The sequence below is a fragment of the Xanthomonas codiaei genome, assembly GCF_002939785.1.
GTDB classification, from domain to species: domain Bacteria; phylum Pseudomonadota; class Gammaproteobacteria; order Xanthomonadales; family Xanthomonadaceae; genus Xanthomonas; species Xanthomonas codiaei.
The window spans coordinates 15,043-27,367 of record NZ_MDEC01000043.1; the positions used below are offsets into that span (position 1 = coordinate 15,043).

Sequence of the window (12,325 nt, forward strand, 5' to 3'; positions counted from 1 at the left end):
CCATGATCCCCCACGTGTTCCATCTGACCGCACCCACCAAACAGCTGTTGTGGGAAGAGCGCAGGGTGTGTGCCCGACTGCAACGTCTGCTGCCCGACTGGACCTGTTATGTCTGGGACGATGCCGATAATTCCGAATTGATGCGGCGTGCATTTCCGGCGCTTGCGCAGCGCTACGAACAGATCCGCTTCGGCGTCATGAAGGCCGATATCGCGCGGTGTGCCTACATGCACGCGCATGGCGGCTTTTACTTCGACACTGACTACAAACTGCTGCGCCCGCTGGGCAACGATCTGCTGATGCAGCACTGCGTCTTGCCGGTGGAAGAGGGCGCGCCGGGGACCGAGGATTTCAAGATCGGCAATGCCGTGTTCGGTTCCGAGGCCGGCCACCCGTTCTGGCGCGCCTTCATCGAGCATATCTTCGAGCTGCATGCCCCCGAGACGCTGGATGACCACCGGCAGATCCCGATGATCTCCGGCCCGCGTGGGCTGACGCGTTTCTACAACGCGCACCAGCAGCAGTTTGCCGGCATTGTCTTTCCGCCGCGCGATGCGTTCCATCCGGACCGCACCTGGTTTGGACTGGGCCATCGCGGCGGCGCACTCGCGGTGGGCTCGCACCTGTGCTGGGCATCCTGGCGCGGCAAGTCGCCGCGTCGCGCGATGACCAACTACCTGCGGCGCAAGTTGAGTGCGGTTCCGATCTGATCGGCGGGCAGGAGTGCGGATGCGGTTCGCCGATCGCCCAGCCGGCCGGCATGCAGCGCCGTGACTGGCCAGCCACGGCGCTGGCGGTAGCCGCGTTCCCGCGGCATCGAGGCGCACGGTGGCCTGCTCTCGCGTTAGGCCCGAGTGGGGAAGGTAAGCGGCAAAGAGATGCGCAGTGATGGCGCCGCGAGACATGCATACGAACAGGGCGCAGCAGCGAGCCCGGATCGACGCCGCTCGCCGGGCCGGGTGGCTGCCAAGCGCACCCGGCCAGCTGCGATTCATGCAAACCTGCGCGGTCGAGCCGTTTCAGCTTCGCATTGCTGCTTGACGTTGCAAGACCACGCCGTACTCGGTGACCTTGGTGTTGTGACCTTGGCGTTCTGCATGCATGCCACCGGCATGCAGAACGGGCGCTGCGCTCTGGCCGTATCGCTGCCGGCGGCGTTGCACTGACGCGCACACCTCGACTGCACTCGGGCAGTCGAGGTACCGGTAACGACTCAGGCCGCCTCGGCCTGTGCCTGGCGCGGGCCTTCCTTCAGGGCGCGTGCGATCAGACCGACCAGCAGGTCCAGTTCATCCTCGTCCATCGCAAAGTGGGGTGTGAAGCGCAGCGAGTTTTCGCCGCCGTGGATCACGTTGACGCCGCGCTTGCGCAGCCACTCTTCGGTGGAGCCGGCGCCGTAGCACTTGAATTGCGGGGCCAGCTCGCAGGAGAACAGCAAGCCGGTGCCCTGCACCTTGGTGATCAGCCCACCCAGTTCCGAGCGCAGCGCTTCCAGCTTGGCGATCGCCTGCGCGCCGCGCACGCGGATGTTGTTGCGCACCTCGGGCGTGAACAGCGCCAACGTGGCGCAGGCCACATCGAGCGCGCGCGGGTTGGTGGTCATGGTGTTGCCGTAGGTGCCCTTGCGATACACCTGCGCGGTGTGCTCGGTGACGGCCAGTACCGACAGCGGGTATTGCGCGGCATTGAGCGCCTTGGAATAGGTCTCCAGGTCCGGCGGATCGAGCTGTTCGAAGCCTGGGTAGTCCACAACCGACAGCACGCCGTGCGCGCGCAATCCGGCCTGGATGGAGTCCACCAGCAACAGGCTGCCGTGGGTGCGAGTGAGCGCACGCGCGGCGGCGTAGAACTCGGCCGGCAGCGCACGGCCCGGGTCGCCTTCGCCCATCACCGGCTCCAGGAACACCGCCTCGATGAACCAGTGATTGCGCGCGGCCTCGTCGAAGGCGCGCTGCAAGGCGGCCACATCGTACGGGGCGATGGCGATCACCGAATCTTCGTCGCGATAGCTGGCCAGGTACTTGGTATAGGTCTTGCGGCTGGAGTCGGAATACAGCCCGGGGCGATCGGTGCGGCCATGGAAGCTGCCCTTGACCACCAGGCGCTTGATGCTGGCGCCGGCATGGCGTGCGCCCGGGTCGGTATGCAGCTTGGCGTTGGTATCGACGATCCGCGCGGCCAGGCCCACCGCCTCGGACCCGGAGTTCAGGCACATGAAGCGCGCGAACGGGCAGCCGCCGCGGGTGTGGCCGATCTCGGCGCGCAGGGCGCGGTCGAGCCGGCGCTGCGACAGGCTGGGCGTCATCACATTGGCCATCACCTGCGGGCGCGCCATGGCCTCCAGGACTGCTGTAGGGGTGTGGCCGAAGCCCAGCATGCCGTAGCCGCCGGCGTCGTACAGCACTGCGCCCTTGAGCGTGACCACCCACGGCCCGCGCGCGGCCAGCGCCACGTAGGGCGTCACCGCATCGTCGGCGTAGAAGTTGATGAAACCCTCCTGCACGGCGGCGATCTGCGCCTCTTCGTCCAGCGCGAGCAGGTCGCCGGCCTCGTCACGCACCTGGGCGTATTCGGCAGCGGCGGCGGCGATCGCCTGTACCAGGTCCGGGTGGGAGCCGGCCAGGCGCGTGATGGCGGCATCGTCCAGGCCATCGGTCAGGCGGCGGCCGGCATGGGCACGCAGCGGGGCGAGCGGGGCAAGGATGGACATGGCGCATCTCCAGCAAGGTGGCGTTGTCTTTCTATTATCGGCAGAGGATCGGCATTTGGCAGCGTGAATTCTGACGAGATGTGCGGTATTTTCGTCGATTCGCCGAAACGTCTGGACAAAAGTGAAGATCACCCCCTCCGACGAGCGCCTGTTGTCGCTGCTGCGCGAGGATGCCCGCGCCTCCACCGCGCAGATCGCGCGCCGGCTCGGTCTCTCGCGCACCACCGTACAGAGCCGCATCGAAAAGCTCGAACGCGACGGGGTGATCAGCGGCTACACGGTGCGCACCCACGACGCCTACGACCAGGGTCGCATCCGCGCGCATATCCTCATCACCGTCCTGCCCAAGAAGATGCCGGCGGTGGTGAAGGCGCTGCGCGAGATTCCCGAGGTGCGCCTGCTGCATTCGGTCAGCGGCGCCTACGACCTGATCGCCCTGGGCGTGGTGGGCGGCGTCAACGAGATGGACGTGCTCACCGACGCCATCGGTGCCATCGACGGGGTGGAGCGCACCACCAGTTCGATCATTTTGTCGACCAAGTTCGAGCGGTGATAGGGGCGGGGAGTCGGCATTGGGGATTGGGTATTCGTCAAAGCGGGCTGGCCTGTGTCGTACACGTTCCGGCTAGCGGATCCTGCTTTTGCGAATCCCCAATCCCCAATTCCCAATTCCCAATCTCCAATCCCCGCCTCACTGCGAATCCCCAATCCCGAATCTCCAATCCCGCCGCAGTTACAATACCCGGCTCCTCAGCCAACCAATCCTGCGGCCTTGAAGAAGTCCGATTTCCATTACGACTTGCCCGACGAGCTGATCGCCCAGGCGCCGCTCGCCGAGCGCGCGGCCAGCCGTTTGCTGGTCGTTCCACCGTTGCCGCAAGCGCTGGCCGATCGCCAGGTGCGCGATCTGCCCGAGTTGCTGCAGCCCGGTGACCTGCTGATCTTCAACGACACCCGGGTCATCCCCGCGCGCCTGTTCGGGCAGAAGGCCAGCGGCGGGCGGGTGGAAATCCTGATCGAACGGCTGCTGGGCGAGCGCGAGGCGCGGGTGCAGATCGGCGCCAGCAAATCGCCCAAGGCCGGCAGCCTGATCGCGCTGGATGCCGGCGGCCAGGCCGGGGTGCTGGGCCGCGATGGCGAGTTCTATCTGCTGCGCTTCGATATCCCGCTGCCCTTGCAGCAGTGGTTGCCCGAGGCCGGCCGCCTGCCGTTGCCGCCGTACATCCGCCGCGAGCCGGGGGTGGAGGATCGCGAGCGCTACCAGACCGTGTTCGCGCGCGAGGTCGGCGCGGTGGCCGCGCCCACCGCCGGGCTGCATTTCGACGAGGCCCTGCTGGCGCGCCTGCGCGAGCGCGGGGTGGAGTTCGGACACGTCACCCTGCATGTGGGCGCCGGCACCTTCCAGCCGGTGCGCGTGGACAGGCTGGACCAGCACGTGATGCACACCGAATGGCTCAACGTGGGCGCGGCGCTGGTGGAGCAGGTGCGCCGCACCCGTGCGCGCGGCGGCCGCGTCATCGCCGTGGGCACCACGGTGGTACGTTCGCTGGAAAGCGCCTGGCGCATCACCGACGCCGCGCCCGAGGGCGAACTGCAGCCGTTCGCCGGCGAAACCCAGATCTTCATCCTGCCCGGCTACCGCATCCGCAGCGTCGACGCGATGGTCACCAACTTCCACCTGCCCGAAAGCACGCTGTTGATGATGGTCTCGGCCTTTGCCGGCCGCGAGCGCATCTTCGAGGCGTACCGGCACGCCATCGCGCAGCGCTATCGCTTCTTCTCCTACGGCGATGCGATGTTGTTGTGGGGCAGGGATTGGGGATTAGGGAGTGGGGATTCGTAACGGCCCGTCGCTCACCGCCTTCCCGCTCTTGCCAATCCCGAATCCCGAACCCCAAATCCCGGCCCCTCAATGTCCCGACTCCAGTTCCAGCTCCAGACCACCGATGGCCACGCGCGCCGTGGTCGCCTGACCTTTCCGCGCGGAACGGTGGAGACGCCGGCGTTCATGCCAGTGGGCACCTACGGGTCGGTCAAGGGCATCCTGCCCGAGCAGATCCGCGCGCTGGGCGCGGAGATCATCCTGGGCAACACCTTTCATCTGTATCTGCGTCCCGGTCTCGATGTGATTGGCGACCACGGCGGCCTGCATGGGTTTGCGCGCTGGGACGGGCCGATCCTCACCGATTCCGGCGGTTTCCAGGTGTTCTCGCTGGCGCACCGCCGCAAGATCACCGAGCAGGGAGTCACCTTCTCCTCGCCCACCGATGGCGCGCGCGTGTTCCTGGGGCCGGAAGAGAGCATGCAGATCCAGAAGGTGCTCGATTCGGACATCGTGATGATCTTCGACGAATGCACGCCATACCCGGCCACCGAAGAAGTGGCGCGGCGCTCGATGGAGCTGAGCCTGCGCTGGGCGCAGCGCTCGCGCGATGCGCACGATGGGCTGGGCAACGACGCGGCGCTGTTCGGCATCGTGCAGGGCGGGGTGCATCCGGACCTGCGCAGCCGCTCGCTGGAGGGCCTGCAAGGTATTGGCTTCGACGGCTACGCCATCGGCGGCTTGGCCGTGGGCGAGCCCGAGCACGAGCGCAACGCGATGCTGGAACACCTGCATCCGCGGCTGCCGGCCGAGCGCCCGCGTTACCTGATGGGCGTGGGCCGGCCGGAAGACCTGGTCGAAGGCGTGGCACGCGGGGTGGACATGTTCGACTGCGTGATGCCCACCCGCAATGCGCGCAACGGCCACTATTTCACCTCGTTCGGCACCGTGCGCATCCGCAACGCCAAATACGAACGCGACCTGGACACCATCGAGCCCGGCTGCGGCTGCCATGCCTGCAGCAGCGGCTATACGCGCTCGTATCTGCGCCACCTGGACCGCTGCAATGAGATGCTGGCGCCGATGCTGGGCACCCTGCACAACCTCTGGTACTACGAAAAACTGATGGCCGACATGCGCGCGGCGATCGCGGCGGGAACCTTTGTGCAGTTCCGGCGGTCCTTCTATGCGGCACGCGGCGCCACCACGCCGCCGTTGCCGGGGAAACCAGCTGAGCCCTGCCGTCCGTGCCCCCGGCGCGGACGGGGTGGAACCCGCATGGCATAATTCCCGGCTGTTCCGCCCTGGCGGTACCTGAATAGCGAGTGTGCCCGTGGGCGCGCTGGCACCAAACTAGGATGCACTGAATGAATTTGCTCGATTTCCTGATCCCCGCTGCCCAGGCACAGGCTGCCGGTGGCGGCGCGCCGGCAGGCGGCCCGATGGGCGGCCTGTCCACTTTCGCGTTGCCGATCATCCTGATCGCGGTCATGTACTTCCTGATGATCCGCCCGCAGATGAAGCGCCAGAAGGAGCACAAGGCGTTGCTGGACAAGCTGGCCCGTGGCGATGAGGTCATCACCTCCGGCGGCGTGGCGGGCGTGATCACCGATATCGGCGACAACTTCATCACCGTGGAAGTGGCCGACAACGTCCGCATCCGCGTGCAGCGCAGCGCCGTGGGTCATGTGCTGCCCAAGGGCACGCTGAAGTCGGCCAGCTGAGCATCGCGCCCGGCACTGCGCGCAGCGTCGGGCAGACGCGGTCGGCGCTCGAAAACGGCAGGAACCCCTCGTACACTCCGTGATCGCTGCGCAACCGACGCTTGACCGGCCGGTCGCCCGCGCCGTTGTCCGCTTTGCAAGATCCGCAACATCACTGCTGCGCGCACCGTCAGGCGGGCGCAGTCGGTGCAAGGAGCCGCATCGCACCCTGTGTGCTGCGGTTTCCGCGTACTGCTCGCATCCACCGGATGGCCGCTGGCGACCTCGTGTCGGTCGCCGGAAGTCGTTCTCACTGCTAGGCGCGGCGCCGGGATGGTGCCGCGCGGGACTGTCGCAATGCTCGAATTTCCTCGCTGGAAGTACTTCCTGATCCTGCTGGTACTGGCCGTCAGCGCGCTGTATGCGCTGCCCAACGTCTACCAGAAGGACCCGTCCGTGCAGATCACCGCCAGCCGCGGTGCGCAGCTCGACGACGCATTGCGCAGCCGGATCGACGGCGAGCTCAAGAGCGCCGGCATCACGCCCAAGGCGATCACCAAAGAGGGCGAGAGCCTGATGGTGCGCTTGCCCTCGCTGCAGGCGCAGACGCGCGCCAACGACGTGCTGCGTCAGCAGCTTGGCGAGAACTACACGGTGGCGCTGAACCTGGCCTCCACCGTGCCGGACTGGCTGGCCAAGCTGGGCGGCCGGCCGATGGTGCTGGGTCTGGACCTGGTCGGCGGCGTGCACTTCGCCATGCAGGTCGATCAGAAGGCCGCGCTGGAAAAGCGCCTGGACGGCTTTGCCGAAGACATCCGCACTACCTTGCGCGACGCCCGCATCGCCTATCGCTCGGTGGAGCGTCGCGGCGACAACAGCATTCAGGTCAGCCTGGGCGAGGGCGCCGATGCCGATGCCGCACGCTTGGCGCTGGCCAAGGCGCAGCCCACCCTGACCTACGACGTTAGCGGCCAGAACATCGCGGTCAAGGTGCCCGAGGCCGAGCTCAAGCAGATCGCCAGTGGCGCGATCGAGCAGAACCTTACCACCTTGCGCAATCGCGTCAACGCGCTGGGCGTGGCCGAGCCGACCATCCAGCGCCAGGGCGAGGACCGCATCGTGGTCGAACTGCCGGGCGTGCAGGACACCGCCGAAGCCAAGCGCCTGATCGGCGCCACCGCCTCGCTGGAATTCCGCGCCGTGGTCGAGGGCAACGCCGAAGATGCCGTGCGCAGCGGCACCATTCCGCCGGAGGCCAAGGTCTACCGCGTGCGCGATACCGGCGCGCCGGTGCTGCTCAACAAGCGCGCGCTGGTGACCGGCGACCAGATGGTCAGCGCCTCGGTCAGCACCGACCAGAACGGCATGCCCGCGGTTGCGGTGACGCTCAACAACGTCGCCGGCCAGCGCATGTTCGACTACACCAGCGCCAACGTCGGCAAGCTGATGTCGGTGGTCTATATCGAGCGCATTCCCACCGTGACCATGGTCGACGGCAAGGAAGTGCGCAGCGTGCGGGTCAAGGAAGAAGCGCTGGCGCCGACCCGGATCGCCGGCGTGTTCGGCAAGAACTTCCAGACCACCGGCCTGGAAAAGACCGAAGCCGAGAACCTGGCCAAGCTGCTGAAGTCCGGCTCGCTGGCCGCGCCGATGGATTTCGTCGAAGAATACGTGATCGGCCCGAGCCTGGGCGCGGAGAACGTGGAGCGCGGCGTCACTGCGGTGATCTACTCGTTCCTGTTCACGCTGGTGTTCTTCACCATCTACTACCGCGTGTTCGGCGCGATCACCTCGGTGGCGCTGCTGTTCAACCTGCTGATCGTGGTGGCGGTGATGTCGCTGTTCGGTGCCACCATGACGCTGCCGGGCTTTGCTGGCCTTGCCCTGTCGGTGGGTCTGTCGGTGGACGCCAACGTGCTGATCAACGAGCGTATTCGCGAAGAGTTGCGGCTGGGCGTGCCGGCCAAGTCGGCGATCGCGGCCGGTTACGAAAAGGCGGGCGGCACCATTCTCGACGCCAACCTCACCGGCCTGATCGTGGCAGTGGCCCTGTATGCCTTCGGCACCGGCCCGCTGCGCGGCTTTGCGCTGACCATGATGATCGGTATTTTCGCCTCGATGTTCACCGCGATCACCGTCTCGCGTGCGCTGGCGGTGCTGATCTACGGTAGCCGCAAGAAGCTGAAGACCGTCGCTATTTGATGCGAGTCCCTCGCAAGAGCCCGTCTGTAATGCGAGTCCCTCGCAAGAGCCCGCACATAGAAGTGCGAGTCCCTCGCAACAGCCCGCACATCCATGTGCGGGTAAATATGAAGAGCTGGATTCAATGAAAATTTTTCCGCTTCACCTGATTCCCAACGACACCAAGATCGACTTCATGCGCCTGCGCAAGCCGGTGCTGGTGTTGATGCTGCTGATCGCTGTCGCCTCAATCGGCGTGATCGTCGGCAAGGGCTTCAACTACGCGCTGGAATTCACCGGCGGCACGCTCGTGCAGACATCGTTCCAGAAGACCGTGGACGTGGACAGGGTGCGCGAGCAGCTGGCCAAGGCCGGGTTCGAGAACGCCCAGGTCCAGAACGCCCGTGGCGGCAATGAAGTCATGATCCGCCTGCAGCCGCATGGCCAGCACAACAACCGCGACGATGCCGCGCGTACCGTGGCCGAAGATGTGCGCAAGGCGGTGACCAGCGACGAGAACCCGGCCACGGTGCAGCCCGGTGAATTCGTCGGCCCGCAGGTCGGCAAGGACCTGGCCCTGAATGGCGTCTACGCCACCGTGTTCATGCTGGTGGGCTTTCTGATTTACATCGCCTTCCGCTTCGAATGGAAGTTCGCGGTGGTTGCCAGCCTGACGGCGCTGTTCGACCTGCTGGTGACAGTGGCCTACGTGTCGCTGACCGGCCGCGAGTTCGACCTGACCGTACTGGCGGGCCTGCTGTCGGTGATGGGCTTTGCGATCAACGACATCATCGTGGTGTTCGACCGTGTGCGCGAAAACTTCCGCGCCCTGCGCGTGGAGCCGCTGGAAGTGCTCAACCGCTCGATCAACCAGACGCTGTCGCGCACGGTGATCACCGCGGTGATGTTCTTCCTGTCGGCGATGGCGTTGTACATCTACGGCGGCGAGTCGATGGAAGGCCTGGCCGAAACCCACATGATCGGTGCGGTGATCGTGGTGATCTCCTCGGTGATCGTGGCCGTGCCGATGCTGAGCATCGGACCGTTTGCGGTGACCAAGCAGGATCTGCTGCCCAAGGCCAAGGACGTGGAGGCGCTGGCGCGCCGTCCTTGATCGGTTGGCAAAAAGTGTGACGAAAAAACCGCGCAGTGCGCGGTTATTTCGTTTGTGGCGATGGGCGTTGTGAGTGTACGGTTTTGCACTGTGACGCCACGACTCAAGATCGTGAAACGAGGGTTTTCGTCGGCACGTGATGTCGATCGATATGCAGTACTTCGCGGTAGAAAAACAGCAGCATAGCCAACGCCTGGTTCTGCGTGCCCGCAGACACCTGCGCATCGGTCGCCAAGCGGGTGAGAACGCCTCGACCTCCACTTGGCGCATCCGCGCCGGATAACGCTTGCCGCTAGCCAGGATAAAGCGCCGTATCCATCTCAGATAGGTCTACTCGATGTGCAGGCTATAGTGCCGTACCCGTAGGTGATCGCGCACCTGATCGTGTAGCCACGACGCTGCAGTTGCTGTTAAGCCGATGTTTTGGGGGTTTATCTGATACGCCTGCGTCCGTGATGAATAACACCGCAAGCATTTGCATGGTCGCGGTCGCTTTCCATCGGGCAATCCTGTGACCCCAGCTAGGCTTTCCCCCATTCACAAAGTCCCAATGATCGAAGATACTCCGTGCAACACCGCATTTCAGCGGTCCAATAGTAGTTAGGCGTCACAGGGAGACCGCCATGCTCAAGGCCCTCTACTACCCCCACACCGAGGTTGGCAATCCGACGATCTTGAAGAATGCGCTTCTGCTGTGGGATTCGCTTGAGACCATCGTTCCTCGCATGCCGCGAGCGTCTCCACACGGTCCGAAGAATAGAGAACTCCGAGAAGCAGCAAGCTTGGTTGTCAGGCCACGGCGCCCAAGCGACAAGGAGCAGCAAGAGGCTCACAAGACCCTCGAAACTCTTCTAATCACCGGCAAGCTCGCTGCAATCATGGCTAAGGCGCCATCCGATTGGCGGGGCGGCAGATACCTGATCTACCCGGACAAGTTCCTCCATATGACTTGGAACATGTTGGAACGAGAGGGATTGGCCCGATTTGAAGCCGGTGCGATGGACTATGACGTCCCGGCAGCTCTGGGCTTCCTGATGATGTCGTTCCTCGCGGACAGTTGTGCTGGGACGCTAATTCAGAAGATCACCGACCGGACCGACGCCTACTCTTGGCTAGCCGAAGCACATGCAAGCGTACTTGGAACGTCGTCGATTACTGGTCTCGATGTAAGCCAAGTTGCTCCAGCCTATGATCGACTGGTTTCGATATCTCTTGACGTTCTGGACGCGCGTGAAGTCCCACTCAAGAAGCTTATTGACTTCCGTAAGCGAGAGGCCAGCAGTAGCAGCACGGACTACGCTGCAATGCGTAGAAGATATCTGGCCACACTAGACGCCCACATCAAGCGGGTAACGAAGGAAGCAAAGAGCGCCACTGATCTCCGAGAGCTGGAACGTCAGTTCCGAATCGATCTAAAACATGACCTTGCAGACCTGAAATCCGAGTTAGGTGTTGCAAGCCTGAAGACGCTCTTTTCCAAGGAAGTGGTGATCTCGACGCTCATCGCGGCGGGTTCTTTGGTCTCTCCCGTTACGGGCCTAACGACCCTGTCAACACAGGTCGGCCTAATCGGGATCATTCCCTTGCTCAAGTCCGCGACGGATTTGCGGGGCGCGCGTAGAACTGCCTTACTCAAGCACACATCTTCGTGGCTTTATCTCGCCACAAAGCCACGACTTCAACTCCGCTGAGGGCGGCAGGCGAAGCCTAATCCCTCGCTCAAGCTGACCCGCTACGGCATGCGCTGTAAGCCCGGGCCGCGGCACATGGTGCATCATCGCAGCCCGGGCATACAGCGCACACCTCCGCGGGCAGCTTAGCTAGAACGTTAGGCGGTGGTGGAGCAAATCAGTCGATGGATTCTGCTTCGGTCGGTTTGCTCGCACGCAAGCGGTCGGCTCTGGGTAGTCGTAATCATCGCTGCTGGTTACGGTAAGTTCCGTGCTTCGCCTTGGCACGTTGTTCCCGCGCTGCGCTCATTGCATTTGGCTTCGGTGGCATCACGCGCCGGGGCATCGCTGGGCAAGCTCCATCCCGCTAGCTGTGGCACACTTGGTCCAGGCGGGAGTGCTGGGGAGCAGGGTTGCACCAACCAGCCTTTGCGGCCACTTACTGCCTAACAACTAATTCAAGCCAAAGTTGCTTCGCAACTCGGCTTAATTCAAGCGTTAGGCCGTGGTGGAGCAAATGCGTTGTTGGTTTCCGCTTCGGTGAGTTCGCAGGCGTGCATGCGGTTGGCTCCGGACAGCAGTCATCACCGTTGCTGGTTACGGTAAGTTCGGTGCTTCGCCCTTGTACGTTGTTGCCGCGCTGCGCTCGTTGCACTTGGCTTCGGTAGCATCACGCGCCGCGGCGTCGCTGGGCAAGCTCCATCCAGCAAGCTGTGGCACACTTGGTTCAGGCGGCAGTGCTGGGGAGCATGGTTGCACCATCCAACCTTTGCGGCCACTCACTGCCTAACAACTCATTCAAGCCGAAGTTGCTTCGCCACTCGGCTTAATTCAAGCGTTAGGCGCTAATAGTGAGTATTCATGGACGTTAGAGAAAATTTCCCGGAACGAAAACTGACTTTTGTTCTACGTCAAGATGATCCTATTATTTTGGATAAGCTTTCCTTTGTTCATTTGGTACAGATGAAGTTCTTCGGCGATGAACTGCTGTGTGTGTCTTACCGAAACGAAGGCAATGATCCTTACATAAAGATAGCCCTAGAGCGTGTTATGAACTTGAGGCTTTCGCGGCTATCGTAAGCGGATGAAGCCACCACGCCCTTATCCGACCGACGTCTCCGATGA

General features: G+C 63.8%; 9 protein-coding genes and 1 pseudogene. 8 read left to right on the forward strand and 2 right to left on the reverse strand.

Features of this window, described 5'->3' with window-relative positions; all coding sequences use genetic code 11:
* The first annotated feature begins 2 nt into the window (after positions 1-2).
* On the forward strand, positions 3-710 hold the full coding sequence (locus XcodCFBP4690_RS20645; RefSeq protein ID WP_104544020.1) for a glycosyltransferase family 32 protein: 708 nt from the start codon (positions 3-5) through the stop codon (positions 708-710).
* Between the two features lie 503 nt (positions 711-1,213).
* Here the strand turns inward: XcodCFBP4690_RS20645 and XcodCFBP4690_RS20650 are convergent.
* Positions 1,214-2,710, reverse strand: a complete 1,497-nt coding sequence (locus tag XcodCFBP4690_RS20650) for an aminotransferase class III-fold pyridoxal phosphate-dependent enzyme (protein ID WP_104544022.1) — start codon at positions 2,708-2,710, stop codon at positions 1,214-1,216.
* Positions 2,711-2,831: 121 nt separating this feature from the next.
* Here XcodCFBP4690_RS20650 and XcodCFBP4690_RS20655 point away from each other — a divergent pair, with 121 nt between their 5' ends.
* From XcodCFBP4690_RS20655 to secF, 6 genes are all read left to right on the forward strand, one after another.
* Positions 2,832-3,263, forward strand: coding sequence for an Lrp/AsnC family transcriptional regulator (locus tag XcodCFBP4690_RS20655; RefSeq protein ID WP_104544024.1), 432 nt, complete (start codon positions 2,832-2,834; stop codon positions 3,261-3,263).
* A 219-nt stretch (positions 3,264-3,482) separates the two neighbouring features.
* Complete coding sequence (gene queA, locus XcodCFBP4690_RS20660) at positions 3,483-4,553, forward strand: tRNA preQ1(34) S-adenosylmethionine ribosyltransferase-isomerase QueA (protein ID WP_104544044.1); 1,071 nt, start codon at positions 3,483-3,485, stop codon at positions 4,551-4,553.
* Positions 4,554-4,622: 69 nt separating this feature from the next.
* Entirely contained in the window at positions 4,623-5,819 is a 1,197-nt protein-coding gene (gene tgt, locus XcodCFBP4690_RS20665; protein ID WP_104544026.1) for a tRNA guanosine(34) transglycosylase Tgt, read from the forward strand.
* Between the two features lie 80 nt (positions 5,820-5,899).
* Positions 5,900-6,256: a preprotein translocase subunit YajC gene (yajC, locus tag XcodCFBP4690_RS20670; RefSeq protein WP_104544028.1), complete on the forward strand. Its 357-nt coding sequence runs from the start codon at positions 5,900-5,902 to the stop codon at positions 6,254-6,256.
* A 336-nt stretch (positions 6,257-6,592) separates the two neighbouring features.
* A complete protein-coding gene (gene secD / locus XcodCFBP4690_RS20675) occupies positions 6,593-8,437 on the forward strand; it encodes a protein translocase subunit SecD (protein ID WP_167394734.1) in 1,845 nt (614 codons plus the stop codon).
* Between the two features lie 124 nt (positions 8,438-8,561).
* Positions 8,562-9,530 (forward strand): protein translocase subunit SecF, encoded by a 969-nt coding sequence (secF, locus tag XcodCFBP4690_RS20680; protein ID WP_104544032.1) that lies wholly within the window; start codon positions 8,562-8,564, stop codon positions 9,528-9,530.
* Between the two features lie 145 nt (positions 9,531-9,675).
* On the opposite strand, the pseudogene XcodCFBP4690_RS23210 reads toward secF, so the two are convergent.
* Positions 9,676-9,950: pseudogene (locus XcodCFBP4690_RS23210) on the reverse strand (phage integrase N-terminal SAM-like domain-containing protein); the annotation flags it as partial.
* 203 nt (positions 9,951-10,153) lie between these two features.
* Here XcodCFBP4690_RS23210 and XcodCFBP4690_RS20695 point away from each other — a divergent pair.
* Positions 10,154-11,221: a hypothetical protein gene (locus XcodCFBP4690_RS20695; RefSeq protein WP_146091992.1), complete on the forward strand. Its 1,068-nt coding sequence runs from the start codon at positions 10,154-10,156 to the stop codon at positions 11,219-11,221.
* Positions 11,222-12,325 lie beyond the last annotated feature (1,104 nt).

Bases quoted from the DNA above. Each gene is read 5' to 3' on its own strand.
- secF (WP_104544032.1), top strand. From the start codon at position 8,562: ATGAAAATTTTTCCGCTTCACCTGATTCCCAACGACACCAAGATCGAC.
- XcodCFBP4690_RS20695 (WP_146091992.1), top strand. From the start codon at position 10,154: ATGCTCAAGGCCCTCTACTACCCCCACACCGAGGTTGGCAATCCGACG.
- XcodCFBP4690_RS20650 (WP_104544022.1), bottom strand. From the start codon at position 2,710: ATGTCCATCCTTGCCCCGCTCGCCCCGCTGCGTGCCCATGCCGGCCGC.
- secD (WP_167394734.1), top strand. From the start codon at position 6,593: ATGCTCGAATTTCCTCGCTGGAAGTACTTCCTGATCCTGCTGGTACTG.
- XcodCFBP4690_RS20645 (WP_104544020.1), top strand. From the start codon at position 3: ATGATCCCCCACGTGTTCCATCTGACCGCACCCACCAAACAGCTGTTG.
- yajC (WP_104544028.1), top strand. From the start codon at position 5,900: ATGAATTTGCTCGATTTCCTGATCCCCGCTGCCCAGGCACAGGCTGCC.
- tgt (WP_104544026.1), top strand. From the start codon at position 4,623: ATGTCCCGACTCCAGTTCCAGCTCCAGACCACCGATGGCCACGCGCGC.